At 43.8% G+C, this 15,913-nt stretch carries 11 protein-coding genes; 1 reads left to right on the forward strand and 10 read right to left on the reverse strand.

Features of this window, described 5'->3' with window-relative positions; translation table 11 throughout:
- Positions 1 to 58: 58 nt before the first annotated feature.
- The 10 genes from E2L07_RS05990 to glsA form a co-directional block, all read right to left on the reverse strand.
- Positions 59 to 1,837, reverse strand: a complete 1,779-nt coding sequence (locus E2L07_RS05990; RefSeq protein ID WP_134229149.1) for an IucA/IucC family protein — start codon at positions 1,835 to 1,837, stop codon at positions 59 to 61.
- A gap of 13 nt (positions 1,838 to 1,850) precedes the next feature.
- Complete coding sequence (locus tag E2L07_RS05995; RefSeq protein ID WP_134229122.1) at positions 1,851 to 3,056, reverse strand: MFS transporter; 1,206 nt, start codon at positions 3,054 to 3,056, stop codon at positions 1,851 to 1,853.
- A 9-nt stretch (positions 3,057 to 3,065) separates the two neighbouring features.
- Positions 3,066 to 4,358: a lysine N(6)-hydroxylase/L-ornithine N(5)-oxygenase family protein gene (locus E2L07_RS06000; RefSeq protein ID WP_010898771.1), complete on the reverse strand. Its 1,293-nt coding sequence runs from the start codon at positions 4,356 to 4,358 to the stop codon at positions 3,066 to 3,068.
- A complete protein-coding gene (locus E2L07_RS06005; RefSeq protein ID WP_134229123.1) occupies positions 4,337 to 4,930 on the reverse strand; it encodes a GNAT family N-acetyltransferase in 594 nt (197 codons plus the stop codon). Before E2L07_RS06005 ends, E2L07_RS06000 begins: the two co-directional genes overlap by 22 nt.
- On the reverse strand, positions 4,920 to 6,716 hold the full coding sequence (locus tag E2L07_RS06010) for an IucA/IucC family protein (protein ID WP_134229124.1): 1,797 nt from the start codon (positions 6,714 to 6,716) through the stop codon (positions 4,920 to 4,922). Before E2L07_RS06010 ends, E2L07_RS06005 begins: the two co-directional genes overlap by 11 nt.
- The gene (locus tag E2L07_RS06015; RefSeq protein WP_134229125.1) at positions 6,694 to 8,220 is read right to left on the reverse strand and encodes a pyridoxal phosphate-dependent decarboxylase family protein; all 1,527 of its coding nucleotides are present in this window, start codon (positions 8,218 to 8,220) and stop codon (positions 6,694 to 6,696) included. The genes E2L07_RS06010 and E2L07_RS06015 overlap by 23 nt, the downstream gene beginning before the upstream one ends.
- A 6-nt stretch (positions 8,221 to 8,226) precedes the next feature.
- Positions 8,227 to 9,591 carry an aspartate aminotransferase family protein gene (locus E2L07_RS06020; protein WP_134229126.1) on the reverse strand — a complete coding sequence of 455 codons (1,365 nt, stop codon included), beginning with the start codon at positions 9,589 to 9,591 and terminating at the stop codon, positions 8,227 to 8,229.
- A gap of 521 nt (positions 9,592 to 10,112) precedes the next feature.
- Positions 10,113 to 13,565 (reverse strand): pyruvate carboxylase, encoded by a 3,453-nt coding sequence (gene pyc, locus E2L07_RS06025; RefSeq protein ID WP_134229127.1) that lies wholly within the window; start codon positions 13,563 to 13,565, stop codon positions 10,113 to 10,115.
- Positions 13,566 to 13,928: 363 nt separating this feature from the next.
- Positions 13,929 to 14,210, reverse strand: a complete 282-nt coding sequence (locus E2L07_RS06030; protein WP_010898777.1) for an Fpa/YlaN family protein — start codon at positions 14,208 to 14,210, stop codon at positions 13,929 to 13,931.
- 103 nt (positions 14,211 to 14,313) lie between these two features.
- Complete coding sequence (gene glsA / locus E2L07_RS06035; protein WP_010898778.1) at positions 14,314 to 15,240, reverse strand: glutaminase A; 927 nt, start codon at positions 15,238 to 15,240, stop codon at positions 14,314 to 14,316.
- 145 nt (positions 15,241 to 15,385) lie between these two features.
- Between glsA and E2L07_RS06040 the strand changes: the two genes are divergently transcribed.
- A complete protein-coding gene (locus E2L07_RS06040; protein ID WP_053430868.1) occupies positions 15,386 to 15,895 on the forward strand; it encodes a hypothetical protein in 510 nt (169 codons plus the stop codon).
- The last annotated feature ends 18 nt before the right edge of the window (positions 15,896 to 15,913 follow it).

Genomic DNA, 15,913 nt, shown 5'->3' on the forward strand with positions numbered 1-15,913 from the left:
GTGTGGGCTTAGGCTAACATTCAACGAGAGGATGAAAGTCTCCACTGAATGAAGCTTCTTATTGTTTGATTGTTGTTGTCACTTGATGAAGCGCATTGGTCACCGTTCCGTGCTCACTCGCATGTGGGCGATCCCCATCATCCTCATATCCGTAATCAAACATCCGATTTCGGTTCAACGTTAGCTTCGTGAATTCCGGTCTCAACAAGTCAAACAACTCAAACCGCTCAGCTAATTGAGGAAATCTCTGTTGATAGGTGAGAATCGTCTCCCGAACAATCTTCCAAAAATCATACTCTGAAAAGCCCAACTGGTCTTCTAAAATGTTACTTAAATAGCGGAAGTGACAAATAAACAAGCCGGTCAGAATAAATTGTGTTAATCCTTCGGGCGGCTCGCTCCGCAGCACTTTCTTTAACTCGGGGGAGAGTGCCTGTAACTCCTGAATCGGCTGATCACTAATATTCACATCATCGACAAAATCTTTCATGATGATTCTCTCTGGCTGATAATCTTTCAACACTAAAACGGTATTTTGACCATGAGGAGAAAAGACCGTACCATACTGATATAAATAATGAAGCAATGGATTTAAAATGGCCGACGATAACTTTTTCACCCACTGCTCGACGGTAAGCTCAGATTTTTCAATGTACGTTTGGACGAGTGATGTCCCTTCACTGTCTTCATGGAGCAAGGCAGCTAAAGTAATCGGCTGTTCACCATCTTCCAATTCTTGATAAATACTTTCTCGCCAAATGACACCGAGCATTTCTAAGTATTGATAGGGAGCTCCTTTTAGCTTTGTAAACGTTCGATGATCGACATTCATTGTAGCTACTTCCCCTAGTAAACCGAGACGGCATTCGTCCTTCAAAAAATTATCCTGTTCGTGAATTCCTTTCATAAATGCCGTTACCTCAGGCGCAATCACGGTTCGTTCACTCGGCAATCCCCGGTATACAAGAGTGTTCAAAATGCTCATCGGTAGCTTCACATGATATTTTTTCTTATTAGATACATTCACAAACGTGCGAATCGATTGTTGTGGAAGGTATTGATCATCACCTTCTCCTAGAGGGATGATCTCTTTTCCCGCTATTTCCGCAGCAAATAGAGAGACGATCACATGATCCCATTGCCACAAGTGAATCGGCAAGAAATAATAATTTGAAGGTTCAACGCCCGCCCGCTCAAGCTCGTTGACAAATTGGGCCCGCGTCTTTTCATTCAATTCTCCTGTGATGACATTATCATAGGAGAGCCCTTCAATGGAGTGAAATGAGCTGATTTGCCGATGCACGGCAATCCAAGATAATTTCACTTTCTTTTGCTGTTCTGGCGCATAGCTAACATAATCATCGTAGCTAAAGCCTATTCGTCCTTTGTTATAGGTGATCCAAGGATGACCGGTCATTTCTCCTTCAAGCTCTGCGTAATCCAATGACGCCAGCTCCCCAGCCCGCTTTGATTTTTCTCGTAAATGAGTGTCAGCGACCAACGTATGTAAATATTCTTTAACTAAATGCCCGGCTGTTGAGCTTGTCATTTGTCCCTCTTGTTGGATGCTTACTAGCAATAACAGCGATTTAGGAATGTCAATCTCACTAGCTGAAACAACTTCAATACGATCAGCTACCACCATATAACTATCAAATAATCGTTTCTTTGCTTCAAATCGGTAAACCGTCCCCTGTTTATCTGTCCATTCATACGTATGAATATCTCCCGATTGATATACCACTGTCGGGGAAATGATGTTTTCATACATAAATTCTTGCAACATTTTCGCGAGCAGCTTTTGATCTACTATTTCCCAATGGTTATTCGTTAACATATGGATTGGTGTGTTACATATTGTCACGCTGTTCCACTCCCTTTTTCAGATGATAAATTTCCGCTTTATTGAATTGAACCGCTAACAGGGCGACGCATAATGCCGAGCTGAACAACAGCATACCGCTTAGAATAAATGGCCCTGCGATTCCTTGACGTTCCACCATTAAAACGGCTGCCATTGGCGCGAAAAGTAAGGCGATATTTTGCACCGACGTGACAAGGCTAAACGACAAGGGAGAGGACCTCCCAATTCTCGTTTGAAAAAAAAGAAGGTCGATCGCCGCGAGGCTAATAAAGAAACAGATACCGTAAAGGATGCGTATGACGGTAAACCACCCGATGCTTTCAACGACCACTTGTAGAAGGAGGAGAATACCCGTAACCGCTGTGAGGCAAAGAAGGCTCATATGAAGACGGGCCTTAAGTGATTCCTTCGGTAAAAAAGGCTGAAGGCCAATCGCCACGAGACTTGGCATCACATAAAGCACACTCATTACTTGTTCCGACGTGTCATAGCTATATTCAACAAAAATGGTGAAGTAGGGGCGAATCATATGGTGGCCAGTATAAAACAGAAAGACGAGCAAGGAATATAGGGCAAAACCCAATTTCCACACACTTTCCTTTCCTCCCATTTCCGTTCGTTCACTTGAAAACTCAGCACCTTTTGTTGAAAAGATGAACCAGCAAATGACGATCAGGATGAGATCCACTAGGCCGAACAAGTAATAGACATGTAACGGGAACGGTTGGGTGATGATATAGCTTCCAGCAATGCCCGACACGATGACACTCCCATGAAACATAAACAAATAGCGAGTTGTCGCCGATATTTTTCCCGCTCCTTGTTTGCTAGCTGCAACGACCATCGGATAAAGGACATACATGCTACTTTGAAACACGAGCAAAGCAAGGGAAATCGTCAAAAACTGTTGAAAGCTAGCACTTGTCGGTAAAAGCACCTTGCCTACCGCCATACCTGATAAACCTACAACAACGAACGTCCGGATGGACCAACGTTTTGCTAATAATGCCCACAGCGGCGTTAATAAAATGACGACGAGACGACAACAGCTAATGAATAAGCTCGTTGCTTGCACCCCGTCCACTTGAAAAAAACGAGAAAACAACTGGGGATAAAAGGGCGATAGCAACATTTCTGATATGAAGGTTAATAGTAGACAGCTATAGATGAACCCTTTTTCCTGCTTGGTCATACCGTTCCTCTATAGGCCAAACTGCTGAAATACGTTGTAAGCTGGCGTCCGATATCGTTCTTCCCCGATCAGCTGATTTACAATCGCTGCATTTCGCTGCGCCCCGAGCCCCAAGTCAGGGGCACCGACACCGTGAGTATGGAGCTCCCCATTTTGGACGAAAAGATGGTGCTCCCCTTCCTTTTGCTGTTTGACTCGATAATGTTCTTCAATTACTAATTGGCCCTCCTCATCCCATATTAGTTGGTCTCTGATGCCGTCTAAACAACTTGGAATCGCTGGACGATAACCAGTCGCCAAAATCACGACCTCACTTTTCACCTGCTTCTCCTTGTTTTGTTCCGTTTGATGTAACAATAGGTCAAAGGCACCGCCCGCTGCTTCCAGCGATACAAGCTCAGTCAATGCCTGCAAATGAACCTTCGGCTTCACGCCTCCGACTGTTCGTTCATACAACAGATCATAAATATCGGCAATCGTTTGAAAGCTAATTCCTTTGTAAAGTAAGTCTTGTTTTTGTAAAACCGCTTTTTTCTTCTCTTTCGGTAGCTGATAAAAATAGCGCGTATAGTCTGGTGAAAAATGCTCTAACCCGAGCTTGGAATATTCCATCGGATAAAAGCCTTTAGAGCGTGTGAACCATGACAACTCGTATCCTTGTTCTTGCTGACCCTTCAAGAGGTCATAAAAAATCTCAGCTGCGCTCTGCCCCGAACCAATTACTGTGACGGAGCCGGCATTAAGTACTTCTTCTTTTCTATTTAAATAGTCGCCAGAATGAAAGATTCGCTCACCTAAAATCGGACGAAAATCAGCCGGAACGTACGGTTTCGTACCAACGCCAAGTACGATATGATTCGCCTCATATGTTGATCGCCTGTTTTGTTCACGCTCAAACACGGTCACAACATAGCGCCCATTTGCTGACTGCTCAATATTTTCCACTTCGGCCCCAAATTGGAGAGTAGGAAGCTGTCCGGCTACCCATTGGCAATAATGATTGTACTCCGTCCGTGGGATATGGAATTTTTCATAAAAATAGAAATGATACAAACGTCTGTGCTCATGTAGGTAATTTAAATAAGTATATGGGCTCGTCGGATCTACCATAGTCACTAAATCAGCTAGAAACGGAACTTGTAATGTGGTTCCTTCTAAAAGCATACCTGGATGCCAGTCAAACTGAGATTTTAGATCGAAAAACAGGGACTTACATTTTGTCTGATCGAGTAAGGCTGCCAATCCTAAATTAAAAGGACCAATTCCGACCCCAAACACATCTAAAACTTGTTCATTTTCCAATCGGACCACCTCTTCTCAAATACATTCTGTTCACATTTCATAAGCAACCCTATTTTGTCAGGAAGCTCTACTTCTTTTACAGGCTGAAAACCACATTTTTTAAAGACATGAATCATTTTTTTATTTCTTCGGTCAGGCTCGGCCACAATTGTGTTCGTATCAGGCTCTTGAAACTTTTGCTGCATAATGGCAAGCAGCAGCGGATAGATCAGGCCTTGTCCAAGATATTCCTGCGGTCCTATGAGCAAATGGATCCCTTGATCGTGTTCCTCAAACGGATAATAATTGGCAATGATGTCTTCTTTTACCCAATACGACTCCCAATAGCTCATTGGGACACCATTTATTGCCCCAACCATTAATGTTTGGTGGTCATCGTTAAGAAACGTTTGTAAGTGCTTTTTATAGTCGACCAGAGGTATATTTAGCTTCCAGTATGGAATGACGTGTTCTTCGTGCATCCAGCTATGGAGCATGTCCACATCGTCCATGGTCACATGACGAAAGGAAAGCTTCTTATTGACTACATGATCGAACACTTCAAACGGTACAAGCTTATCGTTACATTTCATGAAGCTCACCGGCCATAACAACGAGTGGATTCGGCACAGGAACATATACCGATTGGGTAGCCAACGATCCTTCTAACTCATCCATATCGTGAATTCTTGTGAGCAAATTGGCTTTGCACGGGAGCATTTCTTCGTGCAATAATGAATTTACGAGATTCGTCGGGTCTCCAAACTGCTGGCGTAAGAGGGTAAGCTCCTCTCTCAAGATGTGAAGCAGCTGCTCTTCATCGATCAAACGATTCGTACCGAAAGCATTAACCAAACCGAACAAATGGTTAAAGAACACATAGTAACGGAAGCGCTCTTCTGCTACTGCATCGGAACATATCGTATCACTTTGCTCATTTAATGTAGGAACAAATTGTTTCAACGTCTCAGCCTTTGATTGCATAAAGTAGTAGCCTTGATTGTCCCGATAATAGAAAAGAGATGGTAGCCCTTTGGCGTCTAGCTTAATAATGGAATTTTGCTGGTGTGCCTCTAATGCGATACCATGTGTAGCATATAACCAATACAACGGTCGCAAGCTTACGTTTAAATAGCGGGAAAACCACCATTTGCTTGCCTCTGTAACGGAAATCTTCTTCTGCTTCGCTAGCTCTACCATTAGATTCGTTAAGTGGGAATTTCCTTGGATCGAATCTTGACAAAGCGCGGCTAGTAAGGTAGTACGCTCTTCTCCTCCTTGGCGAAAGGGGTTTTCTCTAATGACCGTTTCAAGCCCAGATTCTTCTGAGTCTAGCGACAACGTGATGTACGCAGGATCTTGCACGATGTTGAAGGCTGGGTGCTCAGCTTTAAGCTGATCATACAGTCCATTTTTCAACAGTTCACTTACCTCCACCCCGCGCGCCAACTCTTTTCGCTTGTTCACCCGAAGCGAGTTTGTAATTTTCACAGGGATGGAAAACTTGTACATATACTCAGCCTCTGGATGATAGACAGTTCTTAGAGAAGACGTAGGATAAAACGCCCTTCCTTGTGGACCAAGGTAAGAAAGCTTTCCTGCTTGAATGAGGTCGGCTATCTCTTTTTTCCCTAGCAGCTTTCTTGCTTGTAGCGGATGAACCGGGAGCAAGACATAATCGTCCGCTTGACAATAGGATGCTTTAAATGAATCTTGCACGTTCGGATCATGCAATAGATCGTGTTTAATTAGCTCGGAGGCACTGTCTGCCAAAGCAGACTTCTCATCTACAAGCTCGCAAGCCACCCGGAAGTAATGTAATTGAAAGCTTCCTTTCCGCTCTGGAGTAAACAACAGTTCTTCATCTTCATCGATCCCTTGCCGGCTTTTCGGCGTCGGATGGAGTTGATGCCCGATAAGCAGCGATTGTTCCGATTGGAGAAACGTTTTTTCCACTTGATAGCACTCTGTCATACTGTCTGTTCGATGAGTGAAAATTCGCTTTAAGGCTTGATTGCTAAGCACCGTTCGAACCAATAATTCATCCCCATCCACCGGGTGTTCAGATGTTTCAGAAAGCTCCTTTTGCATGAACGATAAAAATGTAACGTAATCGAGGGTTTTTACTCTACCATCCACTTGATAAAACATCTCAGACGAAAACAAGTGTCGTCCAGTTGGCGATTGGTAGCGGGCTGGTATGTAAAGCGTAATTCCTTGCTGACGAAAGGAAATAACTAACACTTGCGAGAGATCCTTCTCCTTCAAAGGAAACGGGAGGTGATCAATGCCTTTCCACTCCCCTTCCCCCGTTTCCTTCACATAGCAATTGATTAAGTTTTGCAGTGTTACGTGATTAGCTATGGATGACATGTTCATGGCGAATCGCTCCTTGTGTTTTCTCAAATTCGATTCCTGCTTTCTTCACTTTTTGGATCTGCGTCTTCATGTTCTCAATCGTGTTTAACGGATTCAGCATTGTAAATTTTAAGTACACATGGCCTCTCTGTTTCGTTTTCGCCATAATGAGATCTCCCCGCTCATAAAAATGGCGTTGAAGAGTAAGGTTGAGCTGATCAACATAGCTCTGATCGTCACGATGGCACTCTGGTACATAACGAAACACGACAGCATTTAATTCTGGGTCATTTAATACGTCAAATCCGTATCGTCTAAGCAGCTCGCCTGTCTCCTTGGCAAGCTGGATCGTGTAATCGATCATTTGCCCAAACTGTTCGGTCCCCATCCATTTAAAGGTCACCAATAACTTCAAAGCATCGAAGCGTTTCGTCGTTTGCACACTTTTCTCGACCAAATTAATAATGTCCGCTTCTTTGTCCTCTTCCGGATTTAAGTAGTCGGCGTGAAAACGAATCCGTTCAAACTCGTGCCTGTCTTTGACAAAGAAAGCACCACAACTAATCGATTGATAATAAAATTTGTGAAAATCGATCGTAATCGAGTCAGCCAAATGTAGACCGTTTAGCAAGTGGCCATATTGCCGGGAAAACAACAATGCCCCACCATATGCGGCATCCACATGTAGCCAAAGCTCTTGCTCTCTCGCAAGTTCAGCGATCTCTCTAAGCTTATCGGTGCTACCAAAATCGGTCGTTCCGGCTGTCGCAACGATCATAAATGGGATAAGCCCTTTCAGCCTCAGCTCATTGATTGTCTGCCTTGTTTCATTCACGCAAAGTTGCTGCCGCTCATTTGTCGCTACTTGGACGACAGCGTTAGCCCCTAAGCCGAGTTGGGCAGCAGATTTTTGTACAGAGAAATGAGCTTCTTGCGAACAAAGAATCCGCAATTTTCGCGCGTCAACTGGGAGTCCTTCCTCTTGCACGTTTGTAGCAAAGGCTGACTCGCATATTTTGTTTCGTGCGAGGAGCATGCCCATGTAGTTGGACTGTGTACCACCACTCGTAAACACGCCATCTCCTAAGTCAGAATAACCGATCGACCTCGTAAAGAAGCGGAGCAATTCTGTTTCCACATAGGTGGCGGATGGACTTTGATCCCAAGAATCCATCGATTGATTTAGCGCATTGATTACGACTTCTGCTACTAGCGATGGTAAGAGCGGTGGACAATGTAAATGCGCCATTGCGGAAGGATGGGAAATCCATAGAGAATGCTTCATGACCCCTTCTTGAATCGCTCGGATCACTCCGTCAATTGGTTCGCCAGAATAGGATATAAATGCAGCGTCCTTCACCGCTTGTTGGATCGAGTGACGATCAGCCCCAGAAAAAGGATTTGCCGCTTCCTTCATATGCTCTACGACTAGTGTGAGTGCTCGTTGCATGACCGTCTCATACATTTGCGCACTTTCTTTACTCGGCTGGAGAAACCATTTTGAAAAGTTCGTATCGATTGTCATCACCTTCTATCTTATTCCGAACTCTATTTCTGCTTGAACCGTAGCATCATAGAAACGCTCCAGGACATCGTCGAGTTGTTCTCTCGTAATGATCAATGGCGGTAAGAAACGAATAACGCTACTAAACCGTCCACCTACTTCTAAAATTAGTCCCCGTTCAAAGCAATGACGCTGGATCGCCTTTGCTAACTCGCCATAAGCAGGATAACTCCCAATTGCATTTGGTTGTATTCGTGGATCAATGATTTCAACACCGATCATAAGACCACGCCCTCTCACATCACCAATAGAGCGCATGCTTGATTGGATCGACGAAAGCTGATCCTTCACATATTGCCCCAACTCATGCACATGCTTTGGTACTTGGTTCTCTTTGATATATTGTAGTGTCGCCCGTCCTGTTGCCATTGCCATTTGGTTGCCTCTAAAGGTTCCAATATGGGCACCTGGCTCCCATTGATCAAGCTTGCGATCATAAAGGACCACGGAAAGAGGAAGACTTCCGCCAATGGCTTTCGATAAAACTAAAACATCTGGCTCAATTCCAGCATGTTCAAAGGCAAACATTTTCCCAGTACGGCCGATACCAGTCTGGACTTCATCAATAATAAGTGGAATGTTGCGCTCTGATGTCATCCGGCGTAATTCCTTTAACCATTCAACTGGTGCTGGGATCGATCCCCCTTCCCCTTGTACAACTTCCACAATGATGCCAGCTGGTTTGACCAGTCCACTTTCTGGGTCATCGAGAAGGGATTCGAGATATGTACTGTTGACACGATGTCCGTCCTTCCCGATTCCAAACGGGCAGCGGTATTCATATGGATAAGGAAGAAAATGCGTATCTGGAATTAGAGCATGGATGCGCTTTTTCGGATCAGTCGTCCCGGTCAAGCTAAGGGCACCGTGTGTAGAGCCGTGGTAGCCGCCTTGAAATGACAGCATCGCTCTATTCCCTGTCGCTGTCTTTACGAGCTTAACGGCCGCTTCAACAGCGTCTGCCCCCGTTGGTCCACAAAAATGAATCTTTGCTTTTTTCGCAAATGACTCAGGCAACGAAGCGAATACTTCATCGACGAAAGCTTCCTTCACTGGTGTCGTTAGATCAAGTGAATGTAAAGGGACATATGATGCTAACACTCCTTCAATCGCTTGGCGAATCACCGGATGATTATGACCAAGCGCAAGCGTTCCTGCACCTGCTAAGCAATCGATGAATTGCTTGCCGTTCATATCGGTTACGCAAATCCCTTCCGCTTTTTGAATCGCAAGTGGTAACCGTCTTGGATAAGACCTTGCACTTGACTCCCGTTTCTCTTGTTGCGATAAGAATTGTTGATTTGTAGCTGTTACTTGAGCGATTACATCCATTTGCGTACACCCCTTTATATCATGCTATGTTGATAAACCTAGTGATAATGATTATCATTACCAACTCACATACATACTTTAATTGATAATGATAATCATCGTCAATGATGTTCCCAATAAATATGAAAATAAACCTATATTTCTTTATAGAATAGGGAGCAATAGTTTCAGAAAACCTCCTAGTTATTTGCAACTCTCCCTACTTCGACACTTAAAAAATTCTCAGCATTTGGAGAAAAAACAGATCCCCCTGACAATTGTCACATTTCCTTTCATAATTAGGCTACACGTCAGGACAGTCCCAAATCCGTTTTCCTAGCATGTAAACGCATCAGTTCATCCTAAAGGTGCGAAATACAACCTTTCTTATAAATCGTTTTACCTATCGCTTGCCATCCTTTATCCAAACCTTTATGCGAGAAGCACGTTCTTCTCCTTTGTCCCCTTTTAAAGAAAGGGAACACAAACAGCCCCCTTATCCTAACGAATGCTAGGATAAGGGGGCTGTTCTTTTATAAAGCTTATAGCTCTTTCACTTCGATTAGTAAATCACCTGTTTGAATCGCATCTCCGTCTTTCACATGCAAGGCAACAACTTCTCCATCAAATGGGGCTTGTACAGTCGTTTCCATCTTCATAGCTTCCGTGATCATGAGATGATCTCCTTGCTTCACTTTGTCACCCTTTTCAACAAGAGCCTTCACAACCGTTCCTGGCATGGACGCTCCGATATGATTAGGATTTGATTTATCGGCCTTTGGACGAGAAATAATGCTCGTCTTCACGCTTTGGTCTTTAATCAACACTTCCCGTGGTTGACCGTTCAATTCAAAGTAAACGATCCGGTTTCCATCATCCTGTGGCTTGGAAAGGGAAATAAATTTTACAATTAATGTTTTCCCTTGTTCGATTTCCACTTCAATTTCCTCACCTGGACGTAAACCATAGAAGAAGGTAGGTGTATCAAGAACCGAGACATCTCCGAATGTTTGACGGAACCGTTCAAATTCCATAAAGACTTTTGGATAAAGAGCATATGATAGAATGTCATGGCTCGTCACTTGACGATCCAACTTGTTATATAGCTCTTCTTTAATCGCCTCAAATTGGATTGGCTCCATATTTTCACCAGGGCGATTCGTAATTGGTTTCCGTCCTTTCAGGATGATTTCCTGCAATTTCTTTGGAAACCCTTGGTACGGTTGACCTAGCTGTCCTTCAAAAAACTCAACAACTGAATCAGGGAAGTCAAGCTTATGACCATTCTCATAAACCTCTTCCTCGGTCAGGTCGTTTTGCACCATGTACAAGGCCATATCACCGACTACTTTAGATGATGGCGTTACTTTGACGACATCTCCAAACATGTCGTTCACCGTCCGGTACATTTTCTTCACTTCGTTCCAACGATGACCGAGACCTACTGCTTTCGCTTGCTGCTGTAGGTTACTATACTGTCCACCTGGCATTTCATGCTCGTATACCTCAGTGTGTGGTGCGTTCATACCACTTTCGAATCCAGCATAAAACTTCCGCGTCTCTTCCCAGAATTCAGCTAATTGCTCTAGTGCGGTAATGTTCACATTCGGTTGACGTTCAGAGTCCGCTAGTGCATAGTATAAGCTATTCGCGCTCGGCTGTGATGTGAGACCTGCCATTGAACTTACAGCCACGTCAACGATATCGACGCCCGCTTCAATGGCCCGAGCATACGTAAAGATACCATTACCGCTCGTATCATGTGTATGAAGGTGAACGGGGATCGTCACCGTATCCTTTAATTCTGCCACTAGTTGGTAAGCAGCTTCTGGCTTTAAGAGTCCTGCCATATCTTTAATTCCAAGAATGTGTGCACCTGCTGCTTCTAGTTCTTTCGCTAATTTTTTATAGTACGCCAAATCGTACTTCGGTCTGCTCGAATCTAAAATGTCACCCGTATAACAAATCGTAGCTTCAGCAATTTTATTTGCTTCCCCAACCGCTTCAATGGCTAACTTCATACCTTCAACCCAGTTTAAACTATCGAAGATACGGAACACATCAATCCCAGCATTCGCTGACTTATCGACAAATTCACGGATCAAATTGTCTGGATAATTTTTGTATCCGACTGCGTTGGAGGCGCGAAGCAACATTTGAAACAAAACATTAGGTGCTTTTTTCCTCAAGATTAACAGACGCTCCCACGGATCTTCATGAAGGAAACGCATGGCCACATCAAACGTCGCGCCTCCCCACATTTCCATGGAAAACAAGTTTGGCAGTAGCCTTGCTGTCGGTTCTGCAATTTGTTTTAAATCATAAGTCCGAACGCGCGTTGCTAAGAGCGACTGATGGGCGTCGCGGAACGTCGTATCCGTCAACAGAACATGCTTTTGTTCCTTGACCCACTTCGCCAATCCTTCTGGCCCGTGCTGATCAAGTATTTGCTTCGTTCCGTCTGGTATCGGTTCAGATAGCTTTAACTTTGGAACCGGAGGCTTGTCAAACACCGGTTTTTTCGTTTTTTCAAGCCCAGGATACCCGTTGACAATCGTCTCACCAATAAATGAAAGCATCTTCGTCCCCCGGTCTTTCCGTTTAGGGAACACAAACAGTTCAGGAGTTTGGTCAATAAAGGACGTATTGTATTCACCGGATAAAAACTGGCGATGCTGAACGACATTTTCAAGAAACGCAATGTTTGTTTTAATTCCACGAATTCGGAACTCGCGAAGGTTTCGCAGCATTTTTGCAGCAGCCCCTTCAAACGTCAGCGCCCATGTTGACACTTTTACGAGCAACGAATCATAGTACGGTGTAATAACAGCTCCTTGGAATCCGTTCCCTGCGTCAAGACGTACACCGAATCCACCACCGGAACGATAGGCGTTAATACGGCCAGTGTCAGGCAAAAACCCGTTGCTTGGATCTTCTGTCGTCACGCGAGATTGAATCGCGTATCCATGGCAAACGATCTCTTCCTGCTTCGGAATCCCAAGCCTGTCCCCATGCAAATGCTCTCCGTCAGCAATAAAGAGCTGGGATTGCACGATATCGATTCCTGTAACCATTTCCGTAATCGTATGCTCTACCTGAATCCGTGGGTTCACTTCGATGAAGTAAAAATTTCCTTCTCGGTCAACAAGAAACTCAACCGTACCAGCATTTACATAATTAACGTTTTCTGCTAGCTGAACGGCCGCTTGACAGATGCGCTCACGGACATCTTCAGATAATGATACACTTGGGGCAACTTCCACAACTTTTTGATGGCGCCGTTGGACAGAGCAATCGCGCTCATACAAGTGCAAGGTGTTGCCGTGTTTATCGGCAAGAATTTGTACTTCAATATGTTTTGGGTTTTCGATAAATTTCTCCACATATACTTCGTCGTTCCCAAAAGCAGCTTTCGCTTCTGACTTTGCCCGCTCATATGATTCCTGAACATCATTTTCAGAACGAACGATTCGCATGCCACGTCCCCCACCACCAAGAGCAGCTTTAATGATGAACGGATAGCCATGCTTGTCCGCAAAAGCTTTCACATCCTCTAGGCTAGAAACGGGACCATCACTTCCAGGAATGACTGGCAAATTGGCCTTAATCGCTTGCTCACGGGCTTGAACTTTATCCCCAAACATGACCAAGTGTTCAAGCTCAGGTCCGATGAAGATAATGCCTTCCTCATGGCAACGTTTCGCGAATTCGATATTTTCAGATAAAAATCCATAACCAGGGTGAATGGCATCCACATCATGACGTTTGGCAATTTCGATAATGCCTTCGATATCGAGATAAGCCTCGATTGGTTTTTTCCCTTCCCCTACTAAGTAAGCTTCATCTGCCTTATAGCGATGGTAAGCGCCTGTGTCCTCTTTTGAGTAAATAGCTACTGTACGAATATGTAACTCCGTACACGCGCGAAAAATACGGATGGCAATTTCGCCTCGGTTTGCAACTAACACTTTCTTTATGTTCTTTAATCCGTCCATGCTTACCTCCTCCACTACTCTCCATACGTTTTTGTCTATTTTAAGTGGAAACTCACACAAATTCAAACATTGACTGTTTGAAATGTAGCAAGTCTATCTTTCTTATTATAAAAAAAAACGAAAGAATAGCAAAACTTTTTTTGATTGTTCAAACAAATCTAAATTTTTATAAATTAAAAACGGAAAAAGTCTTGCGGTTTTCTTCTATTTATTAAGGTGACTTGTTTAGTGTTAGAAACCTCGGCGATTACCGAGCCTTTAAAGGGGAGCAGACCGCAGTTGCGCTTATACCTTAACACTTAAATTTGATACTTTTTTAACGTGTAAAACAAAAACCAAGCTAACAAATTAGCTCGGCTTTTGTTATTTACGAACCGTTGCCTCATGTAAATCTGCCAACTTCCGCTCCAACTCGGAAAGGAGCTGTTTTCCCTGTTCCTCATCAATTAGCTCAAGGCGGATGGCAAAATCGATTTCTCTGGAAAGGCCGAACATCTGTGTATCAAGAACCTCTTCGTAAAGAGGGCATTGAGGCATGGTTAAGTTTTCTAACTGTACTTCTATAAGTTTGCGAATTTTTTCCGCATCGGACTTAAGAAGGGCGTAAGCTTTTTCATTATGTCCTGTAACGGTCTCAGCAGACATGTAGTCCCCTCCTAACAAAAGATCTCCTTACGTTTATACTATCTTTTTAATGTCCAAATTGCAATGATTTTCATTTGCTATCTTCCTATAAGGCAGTCTCTATTCAAAAAATACTCCATTCTTCACGGCAAGAGAGCGTTTCTAGTAATTTAATTCCAGCTAGACTATTTCCTTTTTCGTCTAGTGCAGGACTGTAAACGGCAATTCCATACTTATTCGGGACCAATGCAAGTATTGCACCAGATACTCCGCTTTTTGCTGGAATGCCCACACGGATGGCGAATTCGCCTGAGGCATTGTACATTCCACATGTGACCATGAACGTTTTAATGATTCGGGCAACATGAAGAGGAACAATCCGCTGCCCAGTATCAGGGTCTCTCCCTTCATTGGCAAATACATAGCCTATGCGCGCCAAATCGGAGCAACACATTTCAATCGCACACTGCTTCGTGTATAAATCCAGAAGCTGTTCCACATCCGCTTGAATCACACCATGCTGTTTCAAAAAATAGCTTAATGAACGGTTTAAAAAAGCCGTATCAAATTCAGATTGAGCCACTTCAAGGTTGTACGTAATCGTTGGATTTTTGGTTAGTTCGTGAATAAACGAGAGCAGCCTGCCTAGCGATTGCTCCGTCGTTTCACCGATGATCATATTTGTAACGGCTAACGCACCCGCGTTGATCATCGGGTTTAACGGTTTTGAGGGGACGCTCGTTTCCAGCTTTGAAATCGAATTAAAAGGGTCCCCTGTTGGTTCCATCCCTACTTTGGAAAATACCGCTTCTTCTCCTACATCCAATAAAGCTAACGCTAAGGCAATGACCTTCGATATGCTTTGCAAAGTAAATTTCTCGTCCGCATCTCCAGCTATTACTTGCTCGTCTCCACCGCGATAAATCGCAATGCCTAATGTTGAGACATCAGCTTTTGCTAGCGCTGGAATATAAGAAGCAACGGTACCCTCTTCCGTATATTTTTTGCATTCTAATACAATTTGCTCCAGCGTCTCATCCTGCTTCCACATGGGCTACACTCCTTTTCGTCGTCCTTTTTCTAGGATGACCGAAACGAGCGCAATCCACTAACAAACGTTCATTTTTCAAAGGACGTCACATGACAAAAAGAAAGAAAGCGCTTATACTAAAAGGCGACAGAAAGGAGACCGATTCATGGAAGAGTTTGTATTTTTTATTGAAGGAAACGTGAACCATCCACTAACCATTGACCCAACCGTTTGGATTTTTGACGAACGAAAAGTCGATTTAACCACTTATTTTCAAGAGCTCGCGACGAAAGAAGACGAAATGACAGCTTACAAAAAAGCGATTTCTAAGCAGTGGGATAAGGAAATTACGGAAGGATCTGAGCCTCCTCGTCCTGATACGAATGGGAATGTCATTAGATACGAAAAACAAAAGCTAATCCACGGCTCGTTCGGTATGCCGTTCATGCCGTTTTTAAAAAATTCGGAGCCTGATTCAGATGCAAAAACGGTTACTGTTGTCTGTGCGGACGGAAATGAACATTCTTTTCCAATTGACGAAGCTGCACAGTTTATTTTAGGCTTTGCTAAGAATGGGAGTCCGCTACGCGAGGATGGCCCTGTCCATGTATATTTCGGCGATGGCTCTAATGAATCCACTCCGATCACAAATGTCATTCGATTTAGCGTAAGTTAAAGATATTTTGATCTTATA

This window comes from Halalkalibacterium halodurans (assembly GCF_004376175.1).
GTDB classification, from domain to species: Bacteria; Bacillota; Bacilli; order Bacillales; family Bacillaceae_D; genus Halalkalibacterium; species Halalkalibacterium halodurans.

What these genes read in the sequence shown, in the direction of transcription:
- E2L07_RS05990 (WP_134229149.1), bottom strand. Translation starts at nt 1,837, where the DNA reads ATGTTAACGAATAACCATTGGGAAATAGTAGATCAAAAGCTGCTCGCG.
- E2L07_RS05995 (WP_134229122.1), bottom strand. Translation starts at nt 3,056, where the DNA reads ATGACCAAGCAGGAAAAAGGGTTCATCTATAGCTGTCTACTATTAACC.
- E2L07_RS06005 (WP_134229123.1), bottom strand. Translation starts at nt 4,930, where the DNA reads ATGAAATGTAACGATAAGCTTGTACCGTTTGAAGTGTTCGATCATGTA.
- E2L07_RS06010 (WP_134229124.1), bottom strand. Translation starts at nt 6,716, where the DNA reads ATGAACATGTCATCCATAGCTAATCACGTAACACTGCAAAACTTAATC.
- E2L07_RS06015 (WP_134229125.1), bottom strand. Translation starts at nt 8,220, where the DNA reads ATGACAATCGATACGAACTTTTCAAAATGGTTTCTCCAGCCGAGTAAA.
- E2L07_RS06020 (WP_134229126.1), bottom strand. Translation starts at nt 9,591, where the DNA reads ATGGATGTAATCGCTCAAGTAACAGCTACAAATCAACAATTCTTATCG.
- pyc (WP_134229127.1), bottom strand. Translation starts at nt 13,565, where the DNA reads ATGGACGGATTAAAGAACATAAAGAAAGTGTTAGTTGCAAACCGAGGC.
- E2L07_RS06030 (WP_010898777.1), bottom strand. Translation starts at nt 14,210, where the DNA reads ATGTCTGCTGAGACCGTTACAGGACATAATGAAAAAGCTTACGCCCTT.
- glsA (WP_010898778.1), bottom strand. Translation starts at nt 15,240, where the DNA reads ATGTGGAAGCAGGATGAGACGCTGGAGCAAATTGTATTAGAATGCAAA.
- E2L07_RS06040 (WP_053430868.1), top strand. Translation starts at nt 15,386, where the DNA reads ATGGAAGAGTTTGTATTTTTTATTGAAGGAAACGTGAACCATCCACTA.